The following is a 13,471-nucleotide window of genomic DNA, read 5'->3' as shown; positions in this document are numbered from 1 at the left end:
GCAAGACCAGGCACCCAATGCAGGCCCTATGGCCCACGCCCAAAGAGAGGACAGACAATGACCAATCCGCTGCTGACAGCACAGGAGCTGCCACCCTTTTCCAGTATCAAGGCCGAGCACATTCAACCGGCGGTCGAACAGGCCATAGCCAAATGCCGCGATAAGATAGAAGCCGTGCTGGCCGCAGGAGGCCCCTTCACTTGGGAGAACCTGGTGGCCCCCCTGGAGCAGGTGGACGATGAGCTGAGTCAGATCTGGTCGCCGATTTCCCATATGAATTCAGTACTCAGCAATGAAGAATGGCGCGCTGCCCACGATGCCTGTCTGCCATTGTTGTCTGAGTACAGCACCTTTGTCGGACAACATCAGGGCCTGTATCAGGCCTATAAAGAGCTCAAGGCCTCGGCGGAATTTGCCCAGCTCAACCAGGCACAACAGACTGTGATAGAACATAGCCTGAGAGACTTCGAACTGTCGGGAATAGGCCTCAATGATGAACAAAAAGCCCGCTATGGAGAGATTGTAAAGCGCCTGTCCGAACTCAGCAGCACCTATTCCAACCAACTGCTGGATGCCACACATGCCTGGAGCAAGCTGGTTACCGATGAAGCCGAATTGGCCGGTCTGCCAGAGTCTGCCATTGCCGCCGCCAAGGCGATGGCCGAGGCCAAAGAGCTGCAAGGTTGGCTGTTCACCCTGGATTTTCCATCCTATCTACCGGTCATGACCTATAGCGACAACTGCAGTCTGCGTGAAGAGTGTTACCGCGCCTTTGTTACCCGCGCTTCGGATCAAGGCCCCAATGCCGGTGAGTTCGACAACGGCCCGCTGATGGACGAGATCCTGAGCCTGCGCCATGAGTTGGCACAGTTACTGGGCTTTGATACCTATGCCGATAAGTCCCTGGCCACCAAGATGGCGCAATCGCCCGAGCAGGTTATCGCCTTCCTCAATGAGCTGGCGCTGCGCTCCAAGTCTCAGGCCAAGGCCGAGTTGGCCGAACTCAAGGAGTTTGCCAAGGAGCATTATGGTGTAACCGAGTTGGCGGCCTGGGATCTGGGTTACTACGGCGAAAAACTCAAGCAGCACAAGTATGAGATATCTCAGGAAGAGCTACGTCCCTTCTTCCCCGAAGACAAGGTGCTCAGCGGCCTGTTCTACACCATCAAGCGCTTGTTCGGCATGGATGTCAAAGAGCAGCAGGATTTCGACAAGTGGCATAAAGATGTGCGCTTTTTCCACATCCTGGATGCCGAGGGCGAACACAGAGGCAGCTTTTATCTGGACCTCTATGCCCGAGAAGGCAAGCGGGGCGGCGCCTGGATGAATGATTGCCGAACCCGGCGGATGACGGCCACAGGCCTGCAAAAGCCGGTAGCCTACCTCACCTGTAACTTCAATCGCCCTGTGGGTGACAAGCCGGCGCTGTTTACCCATGACGAAGTCACTACCCTGTTCCACGAATTTGGTCATGGTATTCACCATATGCTGACCCGCATCGATGTCGGCGGGGTTTCCGGTATCAATGGCGTACCTTGGGATGCCGTGGAGCTGCCAAGCCAGTTTATGGAGAACTGGTGCTGGGCCGAAGAGGCGCTGGCGGAGATCTCCGGCCATTATCAGACCGGGGAGCCGCTGCCCAAAGCGATGCTGGACAAGATGCTGGCCGCCAAGAACTTCCAGTCCGGCATGATGATGCTGCGGCAACTGGAGTTCTCCCTGTTCGACTTCCGCCTGCATCAGGAGTTTGATCCGGCCAAGGGCGCCCATATTCAGCAGATGTTAGATGAGGTTCGACGCCAGGTGGCAGTGGTCACACCGCCTGAGTTCAACCGCTTCCAGAACGGTTTCGCCCATATCTTTGCCGGAGGTTATGCCGCCGGCTACTACAGCTACAAGTGGGCCGAGGTGTTGTCTGCCGATGCCTTCTCCCGTTTCGAGGAGGAAGGTATTTTCAACGAAAGTACCGGACGCGACTTCCTGCACAACATACTTGAGATGGGCGGCAGTGAAGAGCCGATGGTGCTATTTACCCGCTTCCGTGGCCGCGAGCCCAGCATAGACGCACTGCTGCGTCACTCAGGGATCCAAGCCTGAGACTGAAGCAATTGATTAGGCGCCTGCGGGCGCCTTTTTTGTGAGCCAGTTCTCGCTTGCCGTCTGGTATGACCTTTGGTAGCCTTTAATGCCTCTCAACTCTTGGACCCTTTGATGAACCTCTACTTTCGCCTGTTTTGGCTGCTGCTCTGGCGAGTGCGCCGGGCAAACGATATCGGTTTTCTCGGCACCAGCCGCATCCGTTATCGGGCTTTACCGAGTGACTGTGACATCAACCTGCACCTGACCAACTCCCGCTACCCGGCATTTATGGATCTGGCCCGCACCTATATGATGGCCGAAATGGGCTTGCTGAAGCGCTTTCTAAAACTGAAATGGATGCCGATAGTCAATGCCGCCGAGTTCACTTATGTAAGGGATATCAGGCCATTACAACAGTTTGAAATTGCTTCTCGCGTGGTTGGCTGGGATGAAAAGTATTTCTACATAGAGCAACGTTTCCTGTCGGACAGAGGCCTGCATGCCATAGTGCATGTCAGAGGTTTGTTCGTCTGCAAACGCAAGCCGGTACCCACGGAAAACCTGTTGACGGAAGCCGGGTTCGATGAGACCACGCCCGAGTTACCGGCGGAGATCATCAAGTGGAAGTCGTTCCTGGATCTCAAAAAGGCCCGCAACAGCTGAATTCTTGTTCAGGGGATGGGTCTGAGCCCGCTGCTGGCCTCCTCCTGAGCCAGAGTCACTTCATCCTGCACCAACATCCAGGAACCTCGCAATTGCGCCTGCAGCCAGTAGCGCCCCAAATGCTGGTAGTCCAGTAAGTTGAAACTGCGCTGCAGATAACCAAGACAAGGGATTAAGGCACAATCGGCCAAAGTGAACCCATCTCCGCAAAGCCAATGATGCTCAACCAGGCGTAAGTCCAACGCTCGCAGGCAAAGTCTGAGACGGTTTTCAATTTGACGCTGCACCAAAGGAAGTTGCTGCTCTTCCGGTAAGCTATATTGCTGCTCCAGCTGATAGAGACTGTTGTTGAGGTCGTTATCGGCAATTCTGTCATAGAGACGCACTTGCAGATTGAGCTCGGGCTCCTTGGGCAACAGCCGGGTGCCGGCGTCCATTTTATTGTCCAGATACTCTATGATAATGCTGGATTCAGGCAACAGGCTGCCGTCCTGACACACCAAGAGTGGCAGCTTACCGGATGGATAGAAATGCAGATAGTGTTGGCGCTCCAATGGATCCTGCAGATCTGTTACCCGGGGAAAGAAGTTTGCCTGCTTTTCATAAAGTGCCAGCAGCACCTTTTGCGAATAACGCGACAATGGATGGTAGTAAAGCTCCATAGACAGGGATCCCCATGGTTACCAACTTTAACTTTAGTTGCTGGCTACCGCTTAGGGAAGGCGTGAACAGGTACCATGAGTGCCGCGAGGCATTATCCACCCTCTGTTTGACCCAACTTCTGTTTGAGAAAGTCCAACATGACCCTGACCCTGGGTGGCATCCCCTCACGGTAAGGGTGAATGGCATAGATACCGCCCTCACGCAGATGATAATCCGGTAACAGACGTTCCAGCTCCCCCGAGTCCAATTGCCTTTGCAAAAGATGATCCGGCAAGGTGGCTATGCCAAGCCCCTGAGCAGCCAGAGCCGCGATGGCATTGGTACTGTTGCAGCTGATAAAGGGGGTAACCCGAATACGAAACTGCTCGCCCTGACTATTGTGCAAAGTACAGCTGCGAGGCAAATGACTCGATGCATGCATCAGCCATTGGTGATGATGCAGGTTATCCGGATGCAGCGGCTTGCCGTGGCGACTGAGATACTCGGGCGAAGCCACCAGATACTCTTCGAAGTCGCCCAATTTTATCGCCTTGAATTCAGAGTCTTCCGGCCAGCCGGCCTGAATGGCAATATCTATCTTATGCTCCAGCAGATTGAGCTTATTGTCCTCCAGCAACAGTGTCAGCCGGATATGGGGGAAGCGCTGGTGAAACTCCCCCATCAAGGGCAGCAGTGACAGCTCACCTATACCTACCGGTGCCGTGATCCGCAAACTGCCATGTAGCTGTTGATCACTGGGGCGAGTCACGGCTTCGGCTTGCTTGGCCAGCTGCAACAACTCGGCACAATAGTGATAGAACTGCTGACCGTCTTCACTCAAGCCTATCTTGCGCGTAGTTCTGTGCAATAAACGGCTGCCAAGACGCTGTTCCAGTTTCTTCAAATGTTGACTCACCATGGAGCGGCTGATCCCCAGCACTTCTGCGGCCGCCGTTAACGATCCCTGCTCCACTACAGTGGCGAATACCAACATACGATAGAGTTGTGCCGCATCCATCTCTCACCTTTGTTTAATTTAAATAACCAAAGTGATAAGTAAAGCACTCATTATCAACTTTCGCCACGGGGATACACTGATGCCATAAACCTACTGGAGTAAAAAAACGGAGTAAAAACATGATCCTTATCTTAGGTGCATCCGGCCAATTGGGCCGTCTGGTCAGCCAAGCCTTATTGGCAAAGGTTCCTGCCAAACAGTTGAGATTGGCAAGTCGCCACCCCGAACAATTGAACGAGTTTGCTGATGTAGAGAAGATCTTTGCCGATTACAGTGATCCGGCTTCACTCTCGAAAGCCATGCAGGGCGTCAAACGCCTGTTATTGATCTCGGGTGATGCACCCAATGATCAGAGACTGCAGCAGCACATGAATGTGCTCAGCGCCGCCAAGGCCGCCGCTGTCGAACAATTGGTTTATACCAGTTTCCAATTGGCGACCCTGGACTCGGCATTCGACTTTGCCCGCACCCATGCGGCAACAGAAGCTGCAATAGTTCACTCAGGTGTGCCTTACACCTTGGTACGTAACGGTCCCTATGCCGAATTGCAGTTGGCCGGGTTGGAGCACACTCTGGCAACAGAAACCATGCTCAATGCCGGTGAAAATGGTCTGTTTGCCCCTGTGTGGAAGGCCGATCTGGCAGAGGCCATCGCCGGCATTCTCTCATCGGAATCGCCTGTAAGCAGCCATCTTGGGCAAACCTATACCCTGACAGGACCGGAGCTGTTGAACCAGGCCCAGGTGGCACAATACCTGTCGCAGGTAAGTGGCAAAAACATTCGGCTGCAAAACATTTCAGTCGCAGAGCTGGAGCAAATTTTCCTCGGGATCGGCCTCCCCGGTTATATGGCCAAAGCGTTTGCCAACAACTCCAAGGCGATAGCCGATGATGAATATCAGCAGCAAAGCACAGATCTGGAGCGTCTGCTGGGGCGCCCAGGGCGTTCACTTAAGGCCCTGTTTGAACAGAGCCTCACTCAATCCTGATACCCGATATCGCGTGCCACAGTCCCTCCCTTTGCCTGGGAGGGGTTGTGATTGTTAATCATCATTGATCACTCCCATCTTTATCCCGATTGGTATTACACTGGTGCAGCAATAATTGAGCCAATCAAAAGGGAAAGCATATGAGCAAGCCGGAAGATTTTGCCACCATCTATGCCAGAGCCTGCGAGCGCAAAGGCGGCGCCGAGCGACTGGAGAGCCTGTTACCTAGGGTCTGTTCCACGGAAGAATTGCTGGAATATACAGATGCCGAGTTACTGTCAGCACTCAGCAAACAGGTATTTCAGAGCGGCTTTGTCTGGAAGGTAGTGGAACACAAATGGCCGGCCTATGAAGAGGCCTTCTTTGGCTTTGAACCCATGAAAGTGTTGATGCTCTCCCCCGAGCAGTTGCAAGCCAGAGGCGAGGACAGTCGCCTCATTCGCCACCAGAAAAAGACCCAGGCCATTTATGATAACGCGCTCATGGTGCAGGATATTGCCAGAGAACACGGCAGCCTGGCCCGATATATCGCCCTCTGGCCGGTGGAGGAGATCACCTCACTGTGGCAGGAACTCAAACGCCGTGGTGCACGCTTGGGTGGCAATACCGGCCCCTATTTTCTGCGTGGCATAGGTAAAGACAGCTTCCTGTTGACCGCTGATGTTCAAAACTATCTCAAGAGTCACAAACTGGTGGACGCAGGCTTCAGCTCAAAGAGCGGCTTGGCCCAGGTACAAGCTGTATTCAATCATTGGCAACAGAGCAGTGGCAGGAGCATGGCCGCCATCAGCCGCATCCTGGCTTGTAGCACCGGGGACAATCGTATCTGAGGCCGGAAATAAATTTGTCTTGAATATAGACAAAAAATGGTTGCCAACACAAATGATAACCATTATCATTTGTTTCGCGTTCCAAAACTCATCCTTAGCTTTAGGCCCACAGTATCCGCTGAGAGTTATGGTGTTCCTGAGTTTGCAAAGCACGACATTGCTCACACACTCTTTTAGGCCGGGTTAATTACCCGGCTCTTTTTTTGGCTAATCCTCATTGTCCGAGCCCCTCCGTCTCATAGTCAGCAGCTGTGTTATCCCTCACGGCTAACTCCATTCGTGCCGGTCAGCATTTTGGCGTACCAAAACCGAAAGCACTACCATCTGGATGTAGCCTTAAAAAGATCAATGATCTCTCTGCCTGAGAGGATAGGACAAAATACATTGAAAATTAGTATGTTACTTAATTTTTTTAATTGAACATCCAAGGCAGAAACAATAGCACTGGAAAATTTTATCGACAAAGGTCAAAAAACAGTTGCAAACATAAATGAGAACCATTATCGTTAACTTGCGTTCCAAAACTCATCCTTAGCTTTAAGCCCGCATTACCCGCTGAGAGTTATGGTGTTCCTGAGTTTGCAAAGCACGACATTGCTCACACACTCTTTGTGGCCGGGTTAATAACCCGGCTATTTTTTTGTCTGCACGCCAAGCCAAAGCCTACCCGAACAGCAAACCATCATAGGGGCCCGATTGCTCTTCTTTAGCCAGATGGTAAATACTGACAGTGAACAGTGTCCCCTTACCCACAGTCGAACTAACCTCTATGGTGCCGCCTATGCGTTTGATAATGCCGTAGCTCAGCGATAAGCCCAGCCCGGTACCATCCTTGCGGGTGGTATAGAAAGGATCGAATATTCGTCCCAACTGTTCTTGCGGGATCCCCGAACCTTCATCTTCAATCTCTATCTTGATCCCCACAGGTTCACCCTGCTCCACCCAGTCATAGGTGCGGATCCAGATCCGCCCCTTGCCATCCATAGCATGAGCGGCGTTGACCACCAGATTGATCAGCACCTGCAGCAGTTGCGGCCGATTCACCTGCACCGGATAACTGGCGTTCAGCTCAGGCAGCAACACCACTTCCTGCTTACCCAGTGAATGACGGACCAACAGCTGCATCTCTTCGATAATCGGCGTAATTTGATGCATCTCCAACGGCGCATTGAACTCGCCGGGACGGCTGTACTGCAGCAAGCTGCGGATAATGGTGCTGATACGCCCCACCTGCTGGATGATCAGATCTATCTCTTCTTCTACCTGCTCGGCATTGTCGCCAAGCTCCACCCGCAGCAGTTCCATATTGCCGAGGATAACTGCAGTAGGGTTGTTAATCTCATGGGCAATGCCAGCGGTCAATTCCCCGAGGGCGGTCAGTTTTTCATTGGTCACCAACTGCTGACGGGTTTCGTTCAGCAATTGTACGTTGCGCTGCAGCTCTTCGGTTTTTTCCTGCAGACTACGAGTACGTTCTTCGACCTTCATCTCCAGCTGCTCGGCCGCCGCTTGAATTTGCGCATTGCGACGCTGCAACAAGTCGAGCATGCGGTCGAACTGCTCAGCCAAGTTGGCCAGCTCATTGTCTCTATCCAGTCCCAGCTCACCGATGCGCAGATTGCGCCCGGACTGCACCGCCTTAACCACTTGGTGAATACGCTCTATCGGCTGTAACAAACTGTAAGCGCCGCGATAAACCAAGAGTCCTGAGACCAACAGCACCAGCATCAAAATGGTGCCCAACTCTATGATATTAAGAAGATAGTTGTGAATGAAGGGCGACTCGGAAAACCCGGAATAGATCATACCTATCCGCTGGCCACGGATATCGGTCAGCGGCGCATAGGCCGAAATAAACCAGTCATTATAGACAAAGGCCCTGTCGACCCAGAGTTGGCCCTTAACCAACACCTGTTGGCGCACCTCTTCAGACACCAGAGTACCCAATGCCCGGCCCCGATTTTCATCCCCTTTGGGGAAGAAATGCAGAGGCACATTGGTGCTGATGCGGATATTGTCGAGGAAGATGGTCACAGTGCCTATGGAGCGTTCCGGCAGCGTGCCCTTGTCATAAACCAGATCGCGAATATGGTCGACGATGCGAGTGTTGCGGTTAAACAGGATCCCGCCATCCAGATACCAGCCAACCTTGCCGTTTTCATCGGCTACCGGTAGCAGGCTGCGACTGAGCATGCCCCGCTCTTCTACTTCTCTATCGGGATTTTGCGCTCTCAGAGTCATGATCACCGGGATCTTGGCTCGTTCGGCCAACTCGGGATCGATTCGTGCCAGCCGCGAAGAGGACAATACCATCAGCCCGGAATAGGCCCTTTGTCCCTGAACCAAAGGCAGCATCTGTCGCAAGTCCGGATCGGCCGCGGCATCGGCGATTCTGACCAGACGCAGAAAGTCGAGGTCCAACGCCTTGCGTTGTTGTTCCAGAAAATCGTCCAGTTCTGCCTGTTTCTGCCGCTCACCTTCGAGTATTGAGCGGAAATGAGTCTGGAAGTCGAAGGACTGCATCACATGTTCCAGCTGCTTTTCCTGACGTTCCTGCACGGCATCCAAGGTGTTATTGGCCACAGTCAGGTCGGCCTTGACCTTCATAAACAACTGCTTGCCTGTGTAGCTGATATTCCAGTAAATAGTGATAAATACCAAACTCACCAGTGTCAGCAAGATGGGCAACAGAGTCAGGATCAGGATGCGATAACGCACCTTGGCCTGCAGCTGCTGCCAGCTCAGGCCAAAGAGTCGTTTAAACAGTGACAAGCTCAAACCTCCGACTCGCAATCAAACCACTCTTTATACTTACGATCCAGTGTCTTGCGAGACACGCCCAGCACCCTGGCTGCCGCCGACTTATTACCGCCATGGGTATCGACAACAGCTGTGACATGGTCTTTTTCCACATCTTTGAGCGCCCAGTCGTGGGGATAGCCCGGCTGGGCGTTCAGTTCGGCCTTGGGTTGTTCTTTCCAGTATTCCGCCGGAGGCTTACCCAGTAGAATGCAGCGCTCTATCATATTACGCAGCTCGCGAATATTCCCTGGCCATTGATGTTGTTGCAGTTTGAGCAGATCCTCATGGCTCCAGACCACCTCTTTTACCCCGAGCTCTGCGGCCAACTGGCGGGTAAAGTGATGGGTTAATTCCACTACATCATCCGGCCTTTCCCGCAATGGCGGGATCACTATGTCGAGCACATTGAGACGGTAGAAGAGATCGCGGCGGAAATGTCCGGCTTCAACCTCTTCGGCCAGTTTACGGTTGGTTGCCGCGATCACCCGGACATCAATATTGACTTCTTTTTCGCTGCCAACCGGACGAATCGCCTTTTGTTCCAGCACCCGCAGCAATGCCGTCTGCATTTTCAGCGGCATCTCCCCAATTTCATCGAGGAAGATGGTGCCACCAGACGCAAAGCTGAATAAGCCTTCGCGATTACCTTTGGCGCCAGTAAAGGAACCAGCCGTATGACCAAAGAGTTCACTCTCCAGCAGCTCGGGAGCGATGGCGCCGCAGTTAACAGGCACAAACGGGCCCTGACGACCACTGAGCAGGTGAAGTTGCCTGGCCACCAGCTCTTTACCCGTGCCGGATTCACCTTCGATAAGCACCACAGCATTAGTCGGCGCCACCCTCTCTATCACCCGTTTGACTTCCATCATGGCATCACTGTTGCCTATGATGGTGGAGGAATAGCCACTGGACACTTCCCGGCGTAGCATCAGGTTTTCCCGCTTCAACAAGCGCCGCTCGATGCAGCGGTCAACCGCTTTCATCATCTGCTCCAGATGGAAAGGCTTGAGTATAAAGTCTGAGGCGCCAGCCCTGAGAGCCTGAATCGCCACTTCCATGTCGGCATAGCCTGTCATAAAGATGATATCGGAGCGCCGCTCTTGATCATCGAGCGCCTCATGCCATTCAATGCCTGAGCGACCGGGCAGACGTATATCCACAATCAGCAGATCGAAGTGACAACGGCTGCGCAGTTGTTCAGCTTCTTCTATGCTGGCGGCGGTTTCTACCAAGGCAAATTTCTTGGCCAATGCCTTGTTGAGGAAACTACGCATACCGGGCTCATCGTCGACGATCAACACGGACACGGCAGAAGGCATTGGCTTAGACTTAAGTGACTTTTCTATCTGGCTCATATTGTCGGCTTCAGGACATTTTGACTCAATTGCTATAGATTCTATCACTGAGATGGTAAAAACTGGTCACTATGAACCAGAGAAAAGTGTTACTGGGACAATTTGTCTGATACTTATTTACCAAGCTTGGGATCCAGCTCACATATTGGATCCAACAATATCAGTTTGAGGCAAACATTCGTTTTTGGCACCTAAATTGCTTTATTGGAAACGAGTACCAGGCCGCAGCCCGCTGGGTTATGGGTTCGGCACACTTATAAAATCATGCCAAGGAGCAATAATGTTGAACTTGAAACAACTGCTGGGTCTTGCCATTGCGGCAGGCCTGATGATCTCTGCCCCGGCTTCCGCTCAGGAAACCATCAAGCTGGCCACTACCACCAGTACTGAAAACTCAGGTCTGCTGGGTTACCTGCTGCCAAAATTTGAATCTGAATCAGGCTATAAAGTACAAGTGATTGCCACAGGTACAGGCAAGGCTCTGAAACTGGGTACCCAAGGTGACGTGGATCTGGTGATGACTCACGCTCCTGGTGCAGAAGCCAAGTTCGTTGCCGACGGTTTCGGTGTTGAGCCTCGCGGCATCATGGAAAACGACTTTGTTATCCTTGGCCCCAAGAACGACCCAGCCAAGGCCCGTGACAGCAAAAATGCCGAAGAAGCCTTCGCCAAGATCGCCAAGTCAGGCGTTCCTTTCGTATCTCGCGGTGACGACTCTGGTACTCACAAGAAAGAACTGTTGATCTGGAAAGCCGCCAACGTGACTCCAGACTTCAAAGGTTACACCTCTGTAGGCCAGGGCATGGGCAAAACTCTGCTGATGGCCAACGAACTGCAAGGTTATACCCTGTCTGACCGTGGTACTTTCGTGGCTTACAAGGCCAAACTGGACCTGGGTATCGACTTCGACGGCGGTGCCACCTTGGCCAATCCTTACCAGGTTATCCTGATCAACCCTGCCAAATACCCGGATCTGAATCACAAAGGTGCACGCGCCTTCAGTGATTGGTTGATTAGCAAAGAAGCACAAAGCATGATCAACAGCTATAAAGTTCAAGGTGAACAACTGTTCAAGGCAACTTACGGCAAATGAGTGAAGGCTGGTTAGCCCTTATACAGCAGGCCCTCGGCCTGCTGTTTTCCAGAGACCCCGAAGTCTGGTCTATTATCTCCGTCTCTTTCTCGGTATCTTTCGCGGCACTGCTGATCACCTTGCTGCCGTCCATGATACTGGGGTTCGCCCTGGCGTTTGTGCAATTCCCCGGCCGCTGGCTGGTGACCAATCTGGTACAAACCCTGCAATCTATTCCCACCGTGGTAGTCGGCCTGCTGGCCTATCTACTGCTGACCCGTAACGGCGCCCTGGGCGACCTGCGCTGGCTCTTTACCCAGAAGGGGATGATCCTCGGGCAGATGATGATCTGCGCCCCAGTACTGATAGCCATGAGCCATGCCGCCTTCACCAGTGTCGATCGCCGAGCCTGGGAAACCTGCCGCACTCTGGGTGCCAGCTGGACCTCGGCCATCTGGGTAGTTTGTCGCGAACTGAGAGTGCCACTGTTACTGGCGATTATTGCGGCGTTTTCCCGCATCATTACCGAAGTTGGCTGTTCCATGATGGTTGGTGGCAACATAGCCCATGTCACCCGTAACATTCCCACCGCGATTTCACTGGAAACCAGTAAAGGCGACTTTGCCCAGGCGATAGCCCTTGGCTTGGTGCTGCTGGTGCTGGCACTGATACTGAATTTTGCTCTGGGGACTCTGCGTGGCAGGGCCAATCCCAGAAGCCATTAGGACGCGTGATGATAAAGCTGATAGCCCAAGATCTTGAGATGCGTTTTGGTGAACGCCTATTATTTCGCGCCCGGCAACTGGAGTTTTGTCAGGGCGAAGTCATCTATCTTCAGGGTGACAATGGCTGCGGCAAAACGACTCTGATGAAACTACTGGCCGGTTTACTCAAACCCAGCGCTGGCACCATCTATACCCAAGGATTTACACCTTCCCCCTGGTGGCGAGGTGATACCTTGCTCGGCAAGGCCATCTACCTGCATCAACACCCATATCTGTTTGAGGGCAATGTCAGCTACAATCTGCAACTGGCGCAGAGATACAGCAGCCTGGATAAGACAGAACAACGCGTTAGAATGCAGAGCGCGATAGAACATGCTCAACTTGGCGAGTTGCTGACGGCCAACGCCTCAACGCTGTCCGGCGGTGAGCGACAGCGACTGGCACTGGCCAGAGCCTGGCTGTTGAAACCCAAATTACTCATGCTCGATGAACCCATATCCAATATGGACAGAGCCTCGCAGCAAACCGTTTTTGCTATGATTGCCGAGTTGAAGCAACAAGGTACAGGGCTACTGATCAGCAGCCACCAGCACTCAGAACTGACAACCCTTTGCCATCAACATTGGCACATAGAATCACAACAACTGACACCCTCGGCCAATTTGAGTTTAGCGACCGAGGAATTGCAGGAGAAAAGTTATGTCGCAGCGCATTGATGCGGTAATCCTCGCCGGAGGCATGGCCAGACGCATGGGCGGAGAAGACAAAGGCCTGGTGGATCTGCTGGGGCGCCCCATGATTGCCCATGTTATCGACAGGGTAAAACCTCAGGTGAATCAGATCCTGATCAACGCCAACCGCAATCAAACACGTTATGCTGAGTTCGGTTTTCCGGTCATTGCCGACCTGGAACAAGGCTATCCCGGGCCGTTGGCCGGGATGATCAGCGCCCTGGATAAGACAGACGCCGAGCTGCTGTTGGTGGTGCCTTGCGACTGCCCTTTGCTACCCAAAGATCTGGTTGAGCGCATGACGCAAAAGCTGCTGGTGTCAGAGGCGGATCTCGCCGTGGCATCCGATGGCGAGCGGGAGCAGCCGGTGGTTATGCTGCTCAAACCAACGGTGAGGGATTCGATGCAGGCGTTTCTCGATTCAGGCAGGCGCCGAATCGATCTCTGGTACAGCGAGCACCCTGTGGTGGTCGAGTCGTTCGCCGATCAACCCAACGCCTTTATTAACATCAATACCAGCGAACAAAAACAACAACTCGCGGCGGAAATATCCCAAGCTTAAGAG

At 53.0% G+C, this 13,471-nt stretch carries 12 protein-coding genes; 8 read left to right on the top strand and 4 right to left on the bottom strand.

Going from position 1 to position 13,471, the window contains the following annotated elements:
• Nucleotides 1–57: 57 nt before the first annotated feature.
• Both prlC and K5621_RS00435 read left to right on the top strand, forming a co-directional pair.
• Complete coding sequence (gene prlC, locus K5621_RS00440) at nucleotides 58–2,097, top strand: oligopeptidase A (RefSeq protein ID WP_221050168.1); 2,040 nt, start codon at nucleotides 58–60, stop codon at nucleotides 2,095–2,097.
• A 114-nt stretch (nucleotides 2,098–2,211) separates the two neighbouring features.
• Complete coding sequence (locus K5621_RS00435) at nucleotides 2,212–2,742, top strand: thioesterase family protein (protein ID WP_025009092.1); 531 nt, start codon at nucleotides 2,212–2,214, stop codon at nucleotides 2,740–2,742.
• Nucleotides 2,743–2,750: 8 nt separating this feature from the next.
• Here the strand turns inward: K5621_RS00435 and K5621_RS00430 are convergent, their stop codons facing one another.
• Nucleotides 2,751–3,404 (bottom strand): glutathione S-transferase family protein, encoded by a 654-nt coding sequence (locus K5621_RS00430; protein WP_025009091.1) that lies wholly within the window; start codon nucleotides 3,402–3,404, stop codon nucleotides 2,751–2,753.
• A gap of 92 nt (nucleotides 3,405–3,496) precedes the next feature.
• Nucleotides 3,497–4,402 (bottom strand): LysR family transcriptional regulator, encoded by a 906-nt coding sequence (locus tag K5621_RS00425; protein ID WP_100144476.1) that lies wholly within the window; start codon nucleotides 4,400–4,402, stop codon nucleotides 3,497–3,499.
• Between the two features lie 119 nt (nucleotides 4,403–4,521).
• On the opposite strand from K5621_RS00425, the gene K5621_RS00420 reads away from it, so the two are divergent.
• Nucleotides 4,522–5,391, top strand: coding sequence for an NAD(P)H-binding protein (locus K5621_RS00420; protein WP_221050167.1), 870 nt, complete (start codon nucleotides 4,522–4,524; stop codon nucleotides 5,389–5,391).
• Nucleotides 5,392–5,531: 140 nt separating this feature from the next.
• Nucleotides 5,532–6,221 carry a DNA-3-methyladenine glycosylase I gene (locus K5621_RS00415; protein WP_025889011.1) on the top strand — a complete coding sequence of 230 codons (690 nt, stop codon included), beginning with the start codon at nucleotides 5,532–5,534 and terminating at the stop codon, nucleotides 6,219–6,221.
• A 663-nt stretch (nucleotides 6,222–6,884) separates the two neighbouring features.
• Here K5621_RS00415 and K5621_RS00410 read toward each other — a convergent pair.
• Nucleotides 6,885–8,993, bottom strand: a complete 2,109-nt coding sequence (locus K5621_RS00410) for a sensor histidine kinase (RefSeq protein WP_100144560.1) — start codon at nucleotides 8,991–8,993, stop codon at nucleotides 6,885–6,887.
• 2 nt (nucleotides 8,994–8,995) lie between these two features.
• The gene (locus K5621_RS00405) at nucleotides 8,996–10,378 is read right to left on the bottom strand and encodes a sigma-54-dependent transcriptional regulator (protein WP_425332451.1); all 1,383 of its coding nucleotides are present in this window, start codon (nucleotides 10,376–10,378) and stop codon (nucleotides 8,996–8,998) included.
• Nucleotides 10,379–10,658: 280 nt separating this feature from the next.
• Between K5621_RS00405 and K5621_RS00400 the strand changes: the two genes are divergently transcribed.
• From K5621_RS00400 to mobA, 4 genes are read left to right on the top strand one after another with little or no spacing between them, the layout of a single operon-like run.
• Nucleotides 10,659–11,471 (top strand): ABC transporter substrate-binding protein, encoded by an 813-nt coding sequence (locus K5621_RS00400; RefSeq protein WP_100144482.1) that lies wholly within the window; start codon nucleotides 10,659–10,661, stop codon nucleotides 11,469–11,471.
• The gene (locus tag K5621_RS00395) at nucleotides 11,468–12,175 is read left to right on the top strand and encodes an ABC transporter permease (RefSeq protein ID WP_221050165.1); all 708 of its coding nucleotides are present in this window, start codon (nucleotides 11,468–11,470) and stop codon (nucleotides 12,173–12,175) included. The genes K5621_RS00400 and K5621_RS00395 overlap by 4 nt, the downstream gene beginning before the upstream one ends.
• 8 nt (nucleotides 12,176–12,183) lie before the next feature.
• A complete protein-coding gene (locus K5621_RS00390) occupies nucleotides 12,184–12,891 on the top strand; it encodes an ABC transporter ATP-binding protein (protein ID WP_100144486.1) in 708 nt (235 codons plus the stop codon).
• Complete coding sequence (gene mobA, locus K5621_RS00385; RefSeq protein WP_221050164.1) at nucleotides 12,875–13,468, top strand: molybdenum cofactor guanylyltransferase MobA; 594 nt, start codon at nucleotides 12,875–12,877, stop codon at nucleotides 13,466–13,468. Before K5621_RS00390 ends, mobA begins: the two co-directional genes overlap by 17 nt.
• The last annotated feature ends 3 nt before the right edge of the window (nucleotides 13,469–13,471 follow it).

Source organism: Shewanella carassii (assembly GCF_019670705.1).
Lineage (GTDB): Bacteria > Pseudomonadota > Gammaproteobacteria > Enterobacterales > Shewanellaceae > Shewanella > Shewanella carassii.
This window is presented reverse-complemented; position numbering and strand designations above follow the sequence as displayed.

What these genes read in the sequence shown, in the direction of transcription:
- prlC (WP_221050168.1), top strand. Translation starts at nt 58, where the DNA reads ATGACCAATCCGCTGCTGACAGCACAGGAGCTGCCACCCTTTTCCAGT.
- K5621_RS00435 (WP_025009092.1), top strand. Translation starts at nt 2,212, where the DNA reads ATGAACCTCTACTTTCGCCTGTTTTGGCTGCTGCTCTGGCGAGTGCGC.
- K5621_RS00430 (WP_025009091.1), bottom strand. Translation starts at nt 3,404, where the DNA reads ATGGAGCTTTACTACCATCCATTGTCGCGTTATTCGCAAAAGGTGCTG.
- K5621_RS00425 (WP_100144476.1), bottom strand. Translation starts at nt 4,402, where the DNA reads ATGGATGCGGCACAACTCTATCGTATGTTGGTATTCGCCACTGTAGTG.
- K5621_RS00420 (WP_221050167.1), top strand. Translation starts at nt 4,522, where the DNA reads ATGATCCTTATCTTAGGTGCATCCGGCCAATTGGGCCGTCTGGTCAGC.
- K5621_RS00415 (WP_025889011.1), top strand. Translation starts at nt 5,532, where the DNA reads ATGAGCAAGCCGGAAGATTTTGCCACCATCTATGCCAGAGCCTGCGAG.
- K5621_RS00405 (WP_425332451.1), bottom strand. Translation starts at nt 10,378, where the DNA reads ATGAGCCAGATAGAAAAGTCACTTAAGTCTAAGCCAATGCCTTCTGCC.
- K5621_RS00400 (WP_100144482.1), top strand. Translation starts at nt 10,659, where the DNA reads ATGTTGAACTTGAAACAACTGCTGGGTCTTGCCATTGCGGCAGGCCTG.
- K5621_RS00395 (WP_221050165.1), top strand. Translation starts at nt 11,468, where the DNA reads ATGAGTGAAGGCTGGTTAGCCCTTATACAGCAGGCCCTCGGCCTGCTG.
- K5621_RS00390 (WP_100144486.1), top strand. Translation starts at nt 12,184, where the DNA reads ATGATAAAGCTGATAGCCCAAGATCTTGAGATGCGTTTTGGTGAACGC.
- mobA (WP_221050164.1), top strand. Translation starts at nt 12,875, where the DNA reads ATGTCGCAGCGCATTGATGCGGTAATCCTCGCCGGAGGCATGGCCAGA.